At 52.7% G+C, this 16,030-nt stretch carries 14 protein-coding genes; 9 read left to right on the forward strand and 5 right to left on the reverse strand.

The genetic code is table 11. From position 1 onward, the window contains the following. The first annotated feature begins 25 nt into the window (after positions 1 to 25). A complete protein-coding gene (locus tag WA429_RS17250) occupies positions 26 to 418 on the forward strand; it encodes a VOC family protein (RefSeq protein WP_287466279.1) in 393 nt (130 codons plus the stop codon). A gap of 117 nt (positions 419 to 535) precedes the next feature. Here the strand turns inward: WA429_RS17250 and WA429_RS17255 are convergent, their stop codons facing one another. Together WA429_RS17255 and WA429_RS17260 are read right to left on the reverse strand one after the other, a co-directional pair. After that, positions 536 to 1,399 carry a MipA/OmpV family protein gene (locus tag WA429_RS17255; RefSeq protein ID WP_287466278.1) on the reverse strand — a complete coding sequence of 288 codons (864 nt, stop codon included), beginning with the start codon at positions 1,397 to 1,399 and terminating at the stop codon, positions 536 to 538. A 127-nt stretch (positions 1,400 to 1,526) separates the two neighbouring features. Then, positions 1,527 to 2,660 (reverse strand): AraC family transcriptional regulator, encoded by a 1,134-nt coding sequence (locus tag WA429_RS17260; RefSeq protein WP_287466277.1) that lies wholly within the window; start codon positions 2,658 to 2,660, stop codon positions 1,527 to 1,529. Between the two features lie 701 nt (positions 2,661 to 3,361). Here WA429_RS17260 and WA429_RS17265 point away from each other — a divergent pair. From WA429_RS17265 to WA429_RS17285, 5 genes are all read left to right on the forward strand, one after another. Beyond that, complete coding sequence (locus tag WA429_RS17265) at positions 3,362 to 4,996, forward strand: peptide ABC transporter substrate-binding protein (RefSeq protein ID WP_250282529.1); 1,635 nt, start codon at positions 3,362 to 3,364, stop codon at positions 4,994 to 4,996. A gap of 81 nt (positions 4,997 to 5,077) precedes the next feature. Next, positions 5,078 to 6,001: an oligopeptide ABC transporter permease OppB gene (gene oppB, locus WA429_RS17270; protein ID WP_287466276.1), complete on the forward strand. Its 924-nt coding sequence runs from the start codon at positions 5,078 to 5,080 to the stop codon at positions 5,999 to 6,001. Further along, positions 6,001 to 6,909: an ABC transporter permease subunit gene (locus tag WA429_RS17275; RefSeq protein WP_287466275.1), complete on the forward strand. Its 909-nt coding sequence runs from the start codon at positions 6,001 to 6,003 to the stop codon at positions 6,907 to 6,909. The genes oppB and WA429_RS17275 overlap by 1 nt, the downstream gene beginning before the upstream one ends. A gap of 21 nt (positions 6,910 to 6,930) precedes the next feature. Continuing rightward, positions 6,931 to 7,905: an ABC transporter ATP-binding protein gene (locus tag WA429_RS17280; RefSeq protein ID WP_287466274.1), complete on the forward strand. Its 975-nt coding sequence runs from the start codon at positions 6,931 to 6,933 to the stop codon at positions 7,903 to 7,905. Then, entirely contained in the window at positions 7,902 to 8,921 is a 1,020-nt protein-coding gene (locus WA429_RS17285) for an ABC transporter ATP-binding protein (RefSeq protein ID WP_287466273.1), read from the forward strand. Before WA429_RS17280 ends, WA429_RS17285 begins: the two co-directional genes overlap by 4 nt. 79 nt (positions 8,922 to 9,000) lie before the next feature. Here the strand turns inward: WA429_RS17285 and WA429_RS17290 are convergent, their stop codons facing one another. Continuing rightward, positions 9,001 to 10,755 carry a GAF and HD-GYP domain-containing protein gene (locus WA429_RS17290; protein ID WP_287466272.1) on the reverse strand — a complete coding sequence of 585 codons (1,755 nt, stop codon included), beginning with the start codon at positions 10,753 to 10,755 and terminating at the stop codon, positions 9,001 to 9,003. A gap of 291 nt (positions 10,756 to 11,046) precedes the next feature. Here WA429_RS17290 and purB point away from each other — a divergent pair, with 291 nt between their 5' ends. Next, positions 11,047 to 12,357: an adenylosuccinate lyase gene (gene purB / locus WA429_RS17295; RefSeq protein WP_068519628.1), complete on the forward strand. Its 1,311-nt coding sequence runs from the start codon at positions 11,047 to 11,049 to the stop codon at positions 12,355 to 12,357. Positions 12,358 to 12,418: 61 nt separating this feature from the next. Here the strand turns inward: purB and WA429_RS17300 are convergent, their stop codons facing one another. After that, positions 12,419 to 13,066, reverse strand: coding sequence for a GntR family transcriptional regulator (locus WA429_RS17300; RefSeq protein ID WP_287466271.1), 648 nt, complete (start codon positions 13,064 to 13,066; stop codon positions 12,419 to 12,421). 418 nt (positions 13,067 to 13,484) lie between these two features. Between WA429_RS17300 and WA429_RS17305 the strand changes: the two genes are divergently transcribed. Beyond that, positions 13,485 to 14,270: a maleate cis-trans isomerase family protein gene (locus WA429_RS17305; RefSeq protein WP_278006877.1), complete on the forward strand. Its 786-nt coding sequence runs from the start codon at positions 13,485 to 13,487 to the stop codon at positions 14,268 to 14,270. Between the two features lie 150 nt (positions 14,271 to 14,420). Next, positions 14,421 to 15,041, forward strand: a complete 621-nt coding sequence (locus tag WA429_RS17310; RefSeq protein ID WP_114101471.1) for a YbhB/YbcL family Raf kinase inhibitor-like protein — start codon at positions 14,421 to 14,423, stop codon at positions 15,039 to 15,041. On the opposite strand, the gene WA429_RS17315 is transcribed toward WA429_RS17310, so the two are convergent. Further along, positions 15,042 to 15,974 carry a LysR substrate-binding domain-containing protein gene (locus WA429_RS17315; RefSeq protein ID WP_250282518.1) on the reverse strand — a complete coding sequence of 311 codons (933 nt, stop codon included), beginning with the start codon at positions 15,972 to 15,974 and terminating at the stop codon, positions 15,042 to 15,044. It lies immediately after the preceding gene. Positions 15,975 to 16,030 lie beyond the last annotated feature (56 nt).

Here is a 16,030-nt window from a genome sequence, read left to right on the forward strand (position 1 = left end):
ACCCATCGCATAACGAGAATTCATCATGCCCCATATCGGTTTGTGCGCGCTTATTGTGCGCGACTATGACGACGCCATTGCCTTTTATACCGACAAGGTCGGGTTTGATCTGATTGAAGATACGGATATGGGGGACGGGAAACGCTGGGTCATCGTTGCCCCGACGGGTGCCACGGAAACCCGCATATTGCTGGCCCGGGCATCCGGCGCGGATCAGGAAAATACGATTGGCAACCAGACAGGTGGCCGGGTGGGCTTTTTCCTCAATACCGATGATTTTGCGCGCGACCACGCACGCATGACAAAGGCCGGTGTGCGGTTTCTTGAAGCCCCGCGACACGAGCCATATGGCACAGTCGCGGTGTTTGAAGATCTGTATGGCAACAAATGGGATTTGCTTGAACTGGCTTTGCAATAGTGCAAAAAATTGTGGGCCGGTCAAAAACAGCGGGGAAACCGGCCCACCCCGATCACCATCACTGGCACCGGAAAGTTTTGGGGTAAAGATGGATCAGATCATTTCGAATTGCCGACCCTAGAAGGTATAAACCAGCACCAGTCCGGCACTGATGACATAGTCATCTTCGATGATTGAGCTGTCGGTATATTCATCGGGCAGGAAGCGCACATCACTTGTCCCGATCACGGCAAAGCTTTCGGTCACCGGATAGATCACGCTGAAATCAAGATGGGGGACAAAGGCCGCATCCGGCGCATAGAAGCCCCGGTCACTGCGCGCTTCACTGCGTTTTACGCCAACATTATAATCAACCAGTTCTTCGCTTTGCCAGGTGACACCACCGCCGATATTGAAATTGAACTTGTCCCAATTGGTCGGGATGTAATAGCCGACATCAACTTCATGTCCGCCATAAGCATCATTCACATCGGTCAGGTAGCTTGCCTTCACTTCCCCCCGCCACAGACGCAATGATCCGCCAAGTCCGGCTTCGAATGCCATGTCACGGTCTTCAAGCCCCTTGAGATACGGGGAATCATCTGGATCGAACGGCTCCATCCGCAGATTGCCGAGCAAAGACACGCTGCCAAATTTGTTTTCCCAGACCTTTGCATTGATTCCATCAATGCCGACATGCAGGCGTTCGGCATCATAGGCCAGCATAGGCAATCCGGTCAGATCCGTGTTGTCTGCACCGCGATAGGGATTGGAACTTACCCGCCCAAGCACGCCGATCTGCCAGTCGCCGCCCAGCCATGGTTTCAGAGCATCTTCGGTCTGGGGATTTACCTGTTCGCGGATAATTTCCTTTTGCCCCGGCGTTGCCGATTGGGCGTAGGCATCGCTGCTCAGGGCCATGATGATTGCGGTTGTGGAGATCGCAAGACCGCCCAGCACCATCATGCATCCCAATCGCCGCGTCCAAAAATACGAGACCATATGTCTAAACATCCCCTTGTGTGGTTGATGTCGCGACTTTGCCCGAATGTGAAAAGCACGGCGTCCGGTTTTATAGCCTTGTACGTACAAACCATCCATCAGAGGTACGAATGCGCATTCATACGCCTTATGCTTTTGATTTCACGTCATTATTGCTGCGATAGACACTTGGTGTCTGACCGGTGATTTTCTTGAAAGCCTGATTGAAAGTCGATTTGGAATTGAAGCCAACCTCGGTCGCAATATCGAGGATCGTGCGGTCTGGTTCGTCGATCAGGAGGCGAGAAGCCGTGTTAATCCGGACCTCATTGACAAAATCGAAGAAGCTTTTGCCCAGATGCTGGTTCAGGACGAAGGAGAGCTGATTGGGAGTTGCCCCGACAGCTGCAGCCAGTTTGGGCATGGTGAGCAGTGGATCAAGCATAATATCAGAGTCAGAGACGATCCCTGTAAGGCGGGTATGAATGCGGGCGATACCTGAATCATCAACAATTGCACGCGATATCTGGGCCTGTCGGGCATTTCCTCCCTGGTCGCCTTCCTGGCGCGCAGACAGATTGTCGGAAATGCCGTCTTCGGTTTCCGCCTGCACAAAGATCGCCGGGTTATGCGCAATAACCTGACACATGCGGAAGAACACAAGCACAAACCCGACCTTCACGCCAAGAGACAACCATTCCGCTTGAAATACAAACAGATCCAATAGATTGGTCAATGTGAAGACGGAAAACAACACCGTCATCCCGACAAGAAGTTCGATAATCCAGCGGCGCATTCGTTCACTGTCAGCCTGGAGTTGCCAATCGGCTTGTCGCAGATAACGCCGCGCGCGCCGCCATATCCCGGCCATGTAAGCGATAAACGACACGCAAAACAGAACTACAATCGCCAGGAGAACAAGATTGGCGAGCCCTTGCGATGAAAACGCAAGATGTAACCCGATATCACGCACATGATCCTGATTGGCGACGATACGCGTACTTTTTAGGTAAACCATAAGTCCGATCGCCGCAGTTACCGGAATCAATACCAAATAATGCCGGTGTGGCTGAGAAACCGGGTTTCCGGAAACTTCCCGAAAATACAAATATATCGACGGGATAAAGGCAAAAAAGAATGGTGCAAAAACCGGTACAAGATACAGGTTAACAATCGGACTGATGAAGGGGTCGAACGTATCGTCGATAAAACTCATACCGACCGAAAACCCGAACACCATCAGCCAACGATTGGCGCGAAAAGAACGCTTTCCTTCGTCCATCAACAAGACAATCAGGAAAATCGCCTGCGATACGCCAAGAACCGAAACGATCAGAAAAAGAATGTCGAATGTTTCAATCATTCCCGCGCCTTCAGTGGCGGTTTCTATAGTGGGATATGCCTAGCCAAGCAGAACGCAGGGCCCATAATAAACGAACTCTACGGAAATACGCGACTATCAGCCAAGCTGCAACCGGGAATGGTGCGACCGGATGTTCTGTCAGCAGCATTGATGCCCGTCACCCCAGCTTCATTTGCGAAATCAAAGAAGCATTTTCGCAGACAGCATGAAAACAATGCCTTTCCGATCCCGAATTGATCGTCACTCGATTCATCCAGCGCACAAATTCACTCCCTCCGGCGATTCGACCATCCCCGATCATGCCCAAGCCCTTGAATGTGATGTATTTCACACCGCAATCCACAACCCTGGGCACAAAAACCGACCGGAAACACACCAATAAACAGGTTTCCGGCCGACCGAACCAATCTGGAAATTGGACCGCACAAAATTGGGCATAATTTGCTCATCACGCAAAAAATCACCTGCATTTTTGTAAAAATGCGCAAATTTCGACCAATTGCGTCAATAAAGTGAAATCTGACTTGCAGTTGACGCATGGCAGCCTCAGTATTTTTGCGTACGTACTTTCAGGGAGTACCGTACGCAACAAATCATAATTGTTGAGGGAGACATCACACATGTCAGAAAACACGAAGACTGCAAAAGGTCTCGTGAACGGATTGCTGAAATCCTCACGTGCCTTTGTCCTTGGGACAGCCTTGATTGCGGGCTCCATGACCATGCTGTCGAGTACCCATGCCCAGGCTGAAAAAATCCTGCGCATCGGCAATGACGGCGAGCCCCAGTCGATGGATCCGCATTTTATCTCCACCATTCAGACCAGCCGTATCTCCGATGATATGTCGCTTGGCCTTCTGACCTATGGCCCGGATGGACAGCCGGTCGCCGGTGCAGCAGAAAGCTGGACGGTTTCAGAAGACGGCATGACCTATACGTTCAAAATCCGCGACCATAACTGGTCGGATGGAACACCGGTCACCGCACAGGATTTCATTGCCGGCTGGGAACGCCTTCTTGATCCGGAACTGGGTGCGGAATATGCATCCCTTCTTTACATCATCGAAGGTGCCGAGGCGGTCAATACCGGCAAAGAGGGTGCCAAACTTGGCGTAAAGGCGATTGACGATCACACCCTTGAAGTCAAACTGACGGCACCAGCACCCTATTTCCTGGCACAGCTTACCCACCAGACCGCATTTGCCATCCCCCGTCATGTCGTTGAAAAATACGGCAAAGACTGGGTGAAGCCCGAACATATCGTGGTCAATGGCCCGTATAAACTGGTCGAGTGGCTTCCGAACGTTCACACCAAACTGGTCAAGAACGAAGAATTCTATGATGCCGCCAATGTTCCGATCGACGAGGTGATCTATTACACCTATGAAGATCGCACCGCGATGCAGAACCGTTTCCGCGCCGATGAACTTGACGTTGCGCGCGACATCGCATCCGAACAGATTTCGTGGCTGCGTGACAATCTGGCAGACAGCCTGCGCATCGCGCCTTATGCCGGTATCTATTATTATGCGATCCGCACCGATAAGGACAAATTCAAGGATGTCCGCGTGCGCAAGGCGCTTTCACTGGCGATCAACCGCGAAGCCATTACCGATGCGGTCCTGAAGACCGGTGAATTGCCGGCCTATTCCTTTGTTCCGCCGGGAACCGGCAACTACACGGAACCGGCCTATGTTTCGTGGAAAGACCTGCCCTATGCCGAAAAACTTGCCGAAGCCAAAAAGCTGATGGCAGAGGCCGGTTACGGTCCGGACAACCCGCTTAAATTCACCCTGCGTTACAACACATCGGAAAACCACAAGCGCATCGCGATTGCCGCACAGAACATGTGGAAACAGATCGGTGTCGAAGCCGAACTGTTCAATTCCGAAGGCAAAATCCATTATGCCGATTTGAAAGTTGGTGACTTTGAAGTCGCCCGCGCTGGCTGGATTGCCGATTACAACGATGCACAGAACTTCCTGTTCCTGGCAGAAGAACGCACCGGGCCGCTGAACTATTCCGCATTCGACAACCCGCGTTACAACGAATTGATGCTGGCGGCCGAAAAGGAAGGCGACCTTAAAAAGCGTTCGGACCTGATGCATCAGGCCGAAGCCATCATGATGGAAGCACAGCCTTACATCCCCATTTACTACTATGTCTCGAAACAGCTTGTCTCGCCAAAGATCAAGGGCTGGATCGATAACGCCCCGGATCGCCACCTGACCCGCTGGCTCGACATTGCCGAGTAAATCCTGACTTCGTGTCGCAGGCTGCGTGGTGTTCCTCCCGCCCGCAGCCTGTGACCACCCCGACGGGGATGAGAGAGAATTATGTTATCTTACGCCATTCGGCGCCTGTTGATCGCGATCCCGACATTGTTCATCGTGATCACGGTGGCCTTTTTCATGATGCGTATTGCACCGGGCGGCCCGTTCGATCAGGAACGCGCATTGCCACCCGAAATCGAAAAGAACATCAAGGCGGCCTATGATCTTGATAAGCCGCTGATCGAACAATACGCGATCTATATCGGAAAACTGTTTCAGGGCGACTTTGGCCCATCGATCAAAATCCGCGACTTCAGCGTTGCCGAACTGATCATGGCCGGTGCACCGGCATCCATGCAGCTTGGACTGAGTGCAATTGCCATCGCCCTTGTTTTCGGGGTCGGTTTTGGCACCTATGCCGCCCTTCGGCAAAACAGTGCGGTTGATTTTGCGGTGATGGGCGTTGCCATGATCGGCATTGCCATTCCGAACTTTGTGATGGCACCGCTTTTGTCACTGGTGTTCGGGCTGTATCTTTCGATCCTGCCGACGGCGGGATGGGGAGATGGTGAAATCCAGTACAAGATTTTGCCGATCATTGCCCTTGCCCTGCCCCAGATTGCCTATATCGCGCGTCTGACCCGCGGCTCCATGGTCGAGGTTCTGCATTCCAACTATATCCGCACCGCGCGCGCCAAGGGATTGCATGAAACCCTTGTCGTCAATCGTCATGCGATCAAAGGCGCACTTTTGCCGGTTGTGTCCTATCTGGGGCCGGCAACCGCGGCCGTGATGACCGGATCGGTGGTGATCGAGAGCATCTTTGGCGTGCCCGGTATCGGCACCTATTTCATCAAGGCGGCACTTAACCGTGACTACCCGCTCGTGATGGGTGTGGTCATTGTCTATGCGGTGATGATCATCATGCTGAATTTCCTGGTCGACATGGTTTACGGCCTTCTTGATCCAAAATTGAAGTCACGCTGATGATGAATAAATCTGAAAAGACAGCAATTCTTGAAGCAGCAGGCGCGCCAGCGGAAATCGAAGGCCGCAGCCTGTGGCGGGATGCGCGTATCCGCCTGTTTCGCAACAAGGCGGCTGTGGGGTCGATGATCATTCTGGGGATCATTACCCTGTTGGCGATTTTTGCCCCGCTTCTTAGTCCCTATGCCTATGACCAGATCGACTGGGGCTATATCCAGGAAGGCCCGAACTGGGAAAACGGCCATATCTTTGGCACCGACGGCAACGGGCGCGATCTGTTTATCCGTATTCTGTATGGTGCGCGGGTTTCACTGGCGGTCGGCCTGCTTGCGACATCGGTGTCGCTGGCGATCGGGGTGACATATGGCGCGGTTGCCGGGTATTTCGGCGGCAAGGTCGACAACATCATGATGCGCTTTGTCGATGTGCTTTATTCCCTGCCCTTCATGTTCTTTGTCATCATGTTGATGGTGGTGTTTGGCCGAAACATTTTCCTGATCTTTGTTGCCCTTGGTGCGGTTGAATGGCTGACCATGGCGCGTATTGTCCGCGGTCAGACCTTATCCCTGCGCCGTCGCGAATTTATCGAGGCTGCCCACGCCACGGGTGTTTCGAACTTCAAGATCATTTTCCGGCACATCATCCCCAACGTTCTGGGGCCGGTCATTGTCTATATGACCCTGACCATCCCGCAGGTCATCCTGACCGAAAGCTTCCTGTCCTTCCTTGGACTGGGCGTGCAGGAACCGCTGACCAGCTGGGGAGTTCTGATTTCCGAAGGGGCCAAAGTGATTGAAGCATCGACCTGGATGCTGATCTATCCGGCCCTGTTCCTGGCACTCACCCTTTTCTGTTTCAACTTCATCGGTGACGGTCTGCGCGATGCGCTTGATCCGAAAGACAGATAAGGGACGGCAAGGACACATATCATGACAACAAATCATATTCTGACAGTCGAAAACCTGACCGCCCGTTTCCAGACCCCGGACGGGGAAGTCGCAGCCGTCAATAACGTCAACTTCCATCTTGATCCGGGCGAAACACTTGGCGTGGTGGGGGAATCCGGGTCGGGAAAGACCCAGATTTTCATGTCGATCATGGGGCTTCTGGCCAAGAATGGCGCATCGAGCGGGTCGGTTCGCTATAAGGACAGTGAAATCCTGAACCTGCCTGCACGCGAACTTAACAAGATCCGCGGTGTTTCGATGTCGATGATCTTTCAGGATCCGATGACGTCACTGAACCCGTATCTGAAAATCTCCAAACAGATGACCGAAGTGCTGGTCGAACATCGCGGCATGTCCGAGGCCGAGGCCCTTAAACGTGCAATCGCGATGCTTGATCGTGTTGGCATCCCGGGTGCGGCCCAGCGTGTTCATATGTATCCGCATGAATTTTCCGGCGGCATGCGACAGCGCGTGATGATTGCCATGGCGCTTTTGTGCGATCCGGAAGTTCTGATTGCCGATGAACCGACCACCGCCCTTGATGTGACGGTACAGGCACAGATTCTGGATCTGTTGCGCGACCTGCAAAAGGACTTCAACACCGCCACGGTCATGATCACCCATGATCTTGGCGTGGTGGCCGGGCTGTGTGACCGGGTGATGGTGATGTATGGCGGGCGCGTGGTCGAAACCGGATCTGTCCGCGACATTTATTACGACAGTCATCATCCCTATACCGAAGGGCTTCTGAAATCGATGCCGCGCATCGATCACGCCAATGAGGAAAGTCTGTTTGCCATTCCGGGCCAGCCGCCCAACCTGCAAAACCTGCCGACAGGGTGCGCCTATCAGGAACGCTGTGGCTATGTCATGGATCGGTGCTGTGCCGAACGCCCGGTTCTTAAGGTGTTTGATCAGGGCCGTGCCAGCGCCTGCTTCCGGGAGGATGGACAATGACCGCAATCACCGCGCACAAACCCAAAAAAGCAACGAGTCCGATCCTGTCCGTTCGCGATCTCAAGGTGCATTTTTCCGTACCGGGCAAGGGACTTTTTGCCCCTGACCGCAAGCTTCGCGCAGTGGACGGGGTGAATTTCGACCTTTATCCCGGCGAGACACTTGGCGTTGTCGGAGAGTCCGGCTGTGGCAAATCGACCCTTGGCCGGGCGATCCTGCAACTGATTCCGCCATCAAGCGGACAGGTCGCCTGGCTTGGCAAAGATATTGTCGGCGCCCCGCACCGTGAAATGCAGCCGCTGCGCCGTGATCTTCAGATCATTTTCCAAGATCCGCTGGCCAGCCTTAATCCCCGCATGACGATTGGCGAAATCATTGCCGAGCCGCTGGTGACCCACAAACCCGAACTGGGCAAAGATGAAATCAAGGCCCGGGTCAAACGCATGATGGCGCGTGTGGGATTGCTCCCGCAGATGATCAACCGTTATCCGCATGAATTTTCGGGTGGTCAGTGCCAGCGTATCGGGATTGCGCGTGCGATGATCCTTGAACCGAAACTGATTGTCTGTGACGAACCGGTTTCGGCACTGGATGTGTCCATTCAGGCCCAGATCGTCAATCTGTTGCAGGAATTGCAGCGTGAGTTTGACCTGTCGCTGATTTTCATCAGCCATGACCTGTCGATCGTGCGCCATATCTGCCACCGCATGATGGTGCTGTATCTGGGCAATGTCATGGAACTGGCAGATCGTGACAGCATCTATGCGGCACCAAGACATCCCTATACCAAGGCGCTGATTTCAGCCGTGCCGATCCCCGATCCCGAGATCGAACGCAACAAGGAACGCATCGTTCTGACCGGTGATCTGCCAAGTCCGCTGTCACCACCATCGGGCTGTGTTTTCAGAACCCGGTGTCCGTTTGCACAGGACAAATGCGCAACCGCATCACCAACACTTGACCGGGTTTCCGAAACCCAGGAAGTCGCCTGTCATTTCCATGACAGCATCTCATAAGAAGCCCCCAATAATTGCACCCTGAACTTGCCGGACCGTCCCTGTGGCGGTCCGTTTTTTTCGGTGCAAGAACGGGCTGCTATTTGGAAAGGATGAATTGTTCGATATCGACTTCGTCGCACTGCTCGGACCGTAGATATTTACGGCCGTAATCCAGATATGTCCCGCTGACCAGAAACAGTTCAAACAGGTCATTGTCGATCTGACCCTTGTCACGCATGTCGGCAAGGATCGCGATACATTCAGACAGAAGTTTGGGCCGTTTATAGGGACGGTCGACCGCGGTCAGTGCCTCGAAGATATCGGCGATCACCATCACTTTTTCGAGTATCCCCATATCATCACCGGTAAGGCCGCGCGGGTATCCCGAACCGTCCATTTTTTCGTGATGGTTGCCCGCAATCGCCGGAATGCGTTGCAATTCGCGCGGATAGGGCAACTGGGCAAGCATATCCTGCGTGATCACCACATGATCATTGATCACCTGGCGTTCTTCGGATGTCAGCGTCCCGTGCGGGACCGAAAGATTGTAAAGTTCCCCGCGGTTGAAGCCCTGATAGATGTGATCTTCGCGATCCATCAAAAGATTTTCCGGGCCCGGTTCGCGCAAGGTTGCAAGTTCGGTATCACTTAGCCGTTCATTTTCCGCCCATGACAGACCCAATGTCCGGTCGAAATGGCGGGTCCATTTTTGTTCCGCGATGTCATGCAAGGCATAGATGGCATCGGTATCGATTTCCGCATCACCGATATTGGCATCGGCCACCAGCGCAAACTGTGCTTCCAGTTCGCCGACGCGCGCTTTGAAATCGGCCTCGCATACACCGGCATCCTCACCGGCAAGCTGGCGTTTGAGCATGTCGATTTCCGCATCACGTCTAAGGACTTCGAACCGGGTACGGATTTCATGAATGCGGTTATGGATGGTTTCAAGCTTGGTGGCCTTTTCAATCACGTGATCAGGCGTAACGATCTTGCCGCAATCATGAAGCCAGGCGGCAAGATCAAGCTCATACCATTCCATATCGGTCAGATAGAAATTGGAAAACGGCCCACGTTTGTCATCAACAGCGGCCTGTGCCAGCATGCGTGCAATCACCGGCACGCGCGAACAATGATCGGCCGTATGTGGCGATTTGGCATCGATCGCATGGCCCAGCACATGGACAAAGCTTTCCATCAGGTCACGCTGGGCAACCAGAAGACGGCTGTTTTCAATGGCGACTGCCGCCTGACTGGCAAGAGCATTGATGATCGGTTCGATCGCCGGATCAAAGGCAATGACATTGCCCTTGCCATCGCGCGCATTGATCAGCTGCAAAACGCCAATGACCGTGCCACGGGTGTTTTTCAACGGCACCGTCAGGAAGGATTTTGACCGATAACCGGTTTTGGCATCAAAGGCACGCGTTCCCGAAAAATCGAAACCCTTGGCGCAATAGGCATCTTCGATATTGATCGCCTTGCCGCTTAGCGCGACATAGGTTGCGATATTGCGGTAATTCGGGCGGCCTTCGTCATCATAAAGCGGCAATGGCGGAAACGGCTTTTCAGCCTCGCGGCCGCTCACGAAAAAGGTATCGAGCGTGTCATTGACCAGAATGCGGAAATGCAGTTCGCTTTCTTCGCGGTTTACAAGATACAGCGACCCGCCATCGGCATTGGTAAATTCGCGCGCCGCCATCAGGATTTTCTGATTGAGCTCTTCGCGCCCCTGTTCGGCGGAAAGTGCGATCCCCAGATCCACGAGCCTGGCAAGATGGTTCTCGTCGGTCATCTGGCTGCCGGTCGGTTCTTTCTGGTGACTCTTGGCCCCGTCGGCTTCACGCGCCATTAATTTCCCGCCTACTCAACAATCGGATTGTCAGGCTGAATGCACTGACAGCGTTTCGATCAACACTGCATATATTATCTAAGTTGCTATATTTCTAACAGAAGACAAGTTTTTGGGCGGTAAAAATGCGTTCACATCCCTGCCATACCGTCTGCAGGGTTGCCAATTGCCCCGGAATGGACTATCCGACCCGGTGAAAGCGTGCCGGCCTTATGATCGTGCAACTGATCACGCATTCCGATCATTCACATCATGCCCCGGCGCCCAACCATTATGCCCGGAGGCGACCGCATGATCCCCCGTTATTCCCGTCCGCAGATGACAGCCATCTGGGAACCGGCGAACAAATTCCGTATCTGGTTCGAAATCGAAGCTCACGCTGCTGACAAACTGGCTGAACTGGGTGTTATCCCGGCTGAATCCGCCAAGCTTGTCTGGGAAAAAGGCGACAAGCCCTATACCCAGGACCGCATTGATCGCATCGACACCGTCGAAGCAGAAGTCAAACATGACGTGATCGCGTTCCTGACCGAACTGGCCGAACAGGTCGGTGAAGAAGCCCGTTTTGTCCATCAGGGCATGACCAGCTCGGACGTTCTGGATACCTGCTTTAACGTGCAGCTTGCCCAGGCAACCGACATTCTTCTTGAAGATATGGACAAGCTTCTGGCCGCCCTTAAAAAGCGCGCCTATGAAACCAAAGATGTTCCCTGCATGGGCCGTTCGCACGGCATCCACGCAGAGCCGGTGACCTTTGGCCTTAAGCTTGCGACTTTCTATGCGGAATTCAAACGTAACCGTGATCGTCTGGTCGCGGCACGTGACGAAATTGCCACCTGTGCAATTTCCGGTGCGGTCGGCACATTTGCCAATATCGATCCGAGCGTCGAAGAACATGTCGCAGCCAAGCTTGGCCTGAAACCGGAACCGGTTTCGACCCAGGTGATCCCGCGTGACCGTCATGCCGCCTATTTCGCTGCCCTTGGTGTCATCGCATCCTCGATCGAGCATCTGGCAACCGAAATTCGCCACCTGCAGCGTACCGAAGTGCGCGAAGCCGAAGAATTCTTCTCCAAGGGGCAGAAAGGCTCCTCGGCGATGCCGCACAAGCGTAACCCGGTTCTGACCGAAAACCTGACCGGTCTTGCCCGTCTGGTCCGTTCGATGGCAATCCCGGCGATGGAAAACGTTGCCCTGTGGCACGAGCGCGACATTTCGCACAGCTCGGTCGAACGTAACATCGGCCCGGATGCGACCGTAACGCTTGATTTCGCACTGATGCGTTTGACCAACGTTGTTGAAAATCTGGTGATCTATCCGGAACGCATGGACGAGATCCTGAACCAGATGGGTGGTCTGGTCTTCTCGCAGCGCGTGCTGCTGACCCTGACCCAGCATGGTGTTTCGCGCGAAGATTCTTACCGCATTGTTCAGCGCAACGCGATGAAGGTCTGGAACCGCGAAGGCGATCTTCTGTCGCTTCTGAAAACCGACGAAGACGTCACCGCACGTATTCCGATGGACAAACTCGAAGCGCTGTTTGACCTTGGTTACCACACCAAGCATGTCGACACGATCTTTGCCCGCGTGTTTGCCGACTAACGGCAACCCGGATCAAAAATCAAAGCCCCGGTCATTGGCCGGGGCTTTTTTTGTTCCAGATTTATTCGTGTCCGTACGCCCTGAGCAGCAATGGCAAGCGCTGCCCCTGCAGCATCATATGATCACGCATAAGAAAATCGGCTTCTGCACCATTACCCGCCAACACCGCATCTTTAATGTTCACATGCTCCTCAAATGACTGCTCAAGCCGACCTCGAATTCCATAAGGCATCGATCTGTAAGGATTGATCGTCCTGGACAAGTCAGCAAGTTGATCAATTAACCGATCATTCTCTGACGCTTTATGTATAGCAGTATGGAATTGAAGGTTTGCAGCGGCATAAGCCTCTGTATCTTCCTTCTCAACAGCCTGATTGCAGGCCTCCAGACCTTCTAAAAGATTCTTCAGATGAGCATCTGTCAAACGTTCTGACGCCAGCCGACACGCCATTCCTTCAAGCTCGGCACATACTTCAAACAGATCAATCAATTCCTTTATCGACAAAACTCTGACGAAGGCCCCTTTGCGCGACCGCGTTTCCAAGAGCCCACTTTCAACAAGTGATCTCACCGCTTCGCGTACCGGTGTTCGTGAAACCCCGAATCTTTCGGCAAGCGCTGCCTCTTCGAGCTGGTCCCCGGGGCTAAGTACACCTGATTGAATTTCGTTTTTAAGTTCTTCGATAAGTTGGTCGGCTACACGCGCCATTTACAATCCCCTGTTTCTGCGAGGATTTTATCCAGAACAAGGCCATAAGTCGACACGCAATAGTTTTTTATTGCATTCTTATAAATTTTATATGTATACATATAAAACTCAAATGAACACACAAAGAGACATTCAGTGATCAAAACCATCCTATCGCCCACACCTACAGGTAGCACTTTTATTCCTAACCGAACCCAAGCAGAGAACTCAATCTACCGCACCAGTGGTCCACAAACGATCTCCGGCATCACGTCGCGCAGATGCTTCTTGATCAAAACAAACCTTCTTGGCTCTCAGTCGCCTGCATGCTTGTTACCATTCTGCTTCCGTGCATCTTCCCTAAGATTGCGACGTAGCGCCCGGACGCAACCATGGATTCTTCCTTGTAATTTTCACGAGAAATGAAACGGAGACCAATATGCCATTTTCGGAAAGAACCAGACGGATCGGAATGATAGTACCGAGTTCCAATGTCACTATGGAAACCGAGATTCCTGCACTTCTTAAAGCACGTGAACATATCCTGCCAGATCGCTTCACCTTTCACTCGTCACGCATGCGCATGAAAAGCGTGATCAAGGAAGAGCTGGAGGCAATGGATGCCGATAGTAAACGTTGCGCTCAAGAACTGTCTGACGCCGCAGTAGAAGTCCAAGCATATGCCTGCCTTGTTGCAATCATGTCGATGGGGCTGGGTTACCACAGAACATCATCAGAAACTCTATACCAAGCAACCGTGGATAACGGTTGTCCTACACCTATTCTCAATTCAGCAGGAGCACTGGTCGACGGCATTCAGGAACTTGGCGCGAAGAAAGTTGCTATAATTTGCCCATACATGCGTCCACTCACTGAAATGGTAGTCAATTACATTGAGAATGAAGGGATTGAAGTTCACGACTTTCTGGCACTGGAAATTCCTGACAATTTGGCGGTCGCAGCTCAGGATCCGTGCGCGCCTGCTGAACTGTGGCGTAAACTCGACCTTACAGGTGTTGATGCAATCGTTGCATCTGCTTGTGTGCAGATGCCCTCTTTGCCATCAATTGAAATGATTGAACGCGCATCTGGTCTTCCGACCTTGTCTGCGGCAGTGGCCACGACCCGGAAAATTTTGCAGATGCTTAATCTTTCCGAAATTGCACCTGGAGGAGGAGCCTTACTTTCCGGAGGTTTACCATCCAAACGCATTCAAGCCACCTGAACTCACGATCTGAATGCAACCAGCCCAATCCAGTTTCCGAGGCCAGTAATAACAATATTGCCCCGGAACAACTTGCCAGCCTCTTTGGGCAGCCCTCCGCGCTTATAACTACCACCGAGTTGACATACACACGGAAAAGGAAACCTAATAATGAAGCTTCATATTCAAGGATGGAACGAAGGCGCGCCAATACCCAATAAATTTGCCTTTGGTAAAATCCCCACTGAAGGACGGTTTGAATTGGCAGAGAACATCAATCCGGCCATTTTCTGGACAGACATCCCCAAAGGCACCAAATCGTTCGCTCTAATTTGCCATGATTCGGATGTTCCATCTTCTGGTGAGAACGTCAATATTGAGGGCAAAACAATATCCCCAGACTTACCAAGGGTCGACTTTTACCACTGGGTCGTTGCAAATATACCGCCGTCAACAACCAAAATTGACGAGGGTCAGGCTTCAAATAGGGTGACACCAACGGGAAAGAAGCCTGGAGCTCGCCCATATGGCGAAGCAGGGTTGAACAACTACACCAATTGGTTTGCTGACCATCCCACTATGGGTGGAAACTATGCAGATTATGACGGCCCATGCCCTCCCTGGAATGATGCACTTATTCATCGCTATCATTTTACCATTTATGCACTCGACGTTAATGAAGTTCCTCTGCCACAGCCCTTCGGTGGCCCTGAACTGTTAACCGCGATTGATGGTCATGTTTTGGCAAAGGCCTGCTATACGGGCACATATTCAATGAACCGCGACCTTTAATCACTTCCCCGATCGGCTCACACCGATTGGGGAGTAAACTTGTGTAAGTTCGCTTGCTTCATCAAGCAACCAGTCACGAAACAGCCGGACCTGCCTGCGCAATTCGCGCTTTTCCGGATGGACCAGATAATAGCCAAGGGGCACCGTTAGGACATGTTGCGGGAAAAGATGAACGAGCTTGCCTTCACTTACATCTTCCTCGGTCAGAAGCGGGTTGGCAATCACCACGCCCTGATTGTGAATGGCGGCCTCGATTACCATGGCGGTCTGATCAATATCGATATGCTTTAGTGCCCGGGTCTGATCGGGATCAATTCCGGCAAAGGTCGCAAGCCAGTCTGCCCACCAGTGATGTTTGGTATCATTGATCAGGGTCGCTCGCACAAGATCCCCCGGTGTTTCAAGGCCCAGTTCATCACGATATGACGGCGCGCAATAAACAGCAGCCTGCCCGCGATACAGCAACACTGCCTCAAGACTGTCGTCATTGCCATCAAAGTAGCGAACCGCAATATCAAGGCCATCCTGATCGAAGTTCGGCTTTTCTTCGGTCGATCCGACATGAAGGGCCGTGGTCGGATGCATGATCAGAAACCGGGCCATTCGCGATGAAAACCACTTGGCGGCAAAGCTTGGCGGCATGGCGAAATGAACGGAATGATCCTGCCGTCGGCGCAATTGCGCACTGGCATCGGAAATCTGCTGCAAGGCCGGACCGATACGGGCGGCATAGGCCAGCCCGTCTGCGGTCGGGTAGACCTGTCGCACCGAGCGGGTGAACAGTTCAACGCCAAGCCATTCTTCGAGTTTGCGGATCTGCTGTCCGACTGCACCCGGCGTGACATTAAGTTCATCCGCAGCCAGCGAAAAGCTTTGCAGACGTAATGCAGCCTCGAAAGCCGGAAGCGTCTTCAGGGGCGGATATGGTGACATAATGCAGTTTTTCTATATTATGATCCAGATAGCATGATTTGTAAGATACACGGTAA

It is taken from the genome of Thalassospira sp. CH_XMU1420-2 (assembly GCF_037029325.1).
Lineage (GTDB): Bacteria > Pseudomonadota > Alphaproteobacteria > Rhodospirillales > Thalassospiraceae > Thalassospira > Thalassospira povalilytica.

Bases quoted from the DNA above. Each gene is read 5' to 3' on its own strand.
- purB (WP_068519628.1), top strand. From the start codon at position 11,047: ATGATCCCCCGTTATTCCCGTCCGCAGATGACAGCCATCTGGGAACCG.
- WA429_RS17305 (WP_278006877.1), top strand. From the start codon at position 13,485: ATGCCATTTTCGGAAAGAACCAGACGGATCGGAATGATAGTACCGAGT.
- WA429_RS17260 (WP_287466277.1), bottom strand. From the start codon at position 2,660: ATGGACGAAGGAAAGCGTTCTTTTCGCGCCAATCGTTGGCTGATGGTG.
- WA429_RS17290 (WP_287466272.1), bottom strand. From the start codon at position 10,755: ATGGCGCGTGAAGCCGACGGGGCCAAGAGTCACCAGAAAGAACCGACC.
- WA429_RS17265 (WP_250282529.1), top strand. From the start codon at position 3,362: ATGTCAGAAAACACGAAGACTGCAAAAGGTCTCGTGAACGGATTGCTG.
- WA429_RS17285 (WP_287466273.1), top strand. From the start codon at position 7,902: ATGACCGCAATCACCGCGCACAAACCCAAAAAAGCAACGAGTCCGATC.
- WA429_RS17300 (WP_287466271.1), bottom strand. From the start codon at position 13,066: ATGGCGCGTGTAGCCGACCAACTTATCGAAGAACTTAAAAACGAAATT.
- oppB (WP_287466276.1), top strand. From the start codon at position 5,078: ATGTTATCTTACGCCATTCGGCGCCTGTTGATCGCGATCCCGACATTG.
- WA429_RS17315 (WP_250282518.1), bottom strand. From the start codon at position 15,974: ATGTCACCATATCCGCCCCTGAAGACGCTTCCGGCTTTCGAGGCTGCA.
- WA429_RS17250 (WP_287466279.1), top strand. From the start codon at position 26: ATGCCCCATATCGGTTTGTGCGCGCTTATTGTGCGCGACTATGACGAC.
- WA429_RS17280 (WP_287466274.1), top strand. From the start codon at position 6,931: ATGACAACAAATCATATTCTGACAGTCGAAAACCTGACCGCCCGTTTC.
- WA429_RS17275 (WP_287466275.1), top strand. From the start codon at position 6,001: ATGATGAATAAATCTGAAAAGACAGCAATTCTTGAAGCAGCAGGCGCG.
- WA429_RS17310 (WP_114101471.1), top strand. From the start codon at position 14,421: ATGAAGCTTCATATTCAAGGATGGAACGAAGGCGCGCCAATACCCAAT.
- WA429_RS17255 (WP_287466278.1), bottom strand. From the start codon at position 1,399: ATGGTCTCGTATTTTTGGACGCGGCGATTGGGATGCATGATGGTGCTG.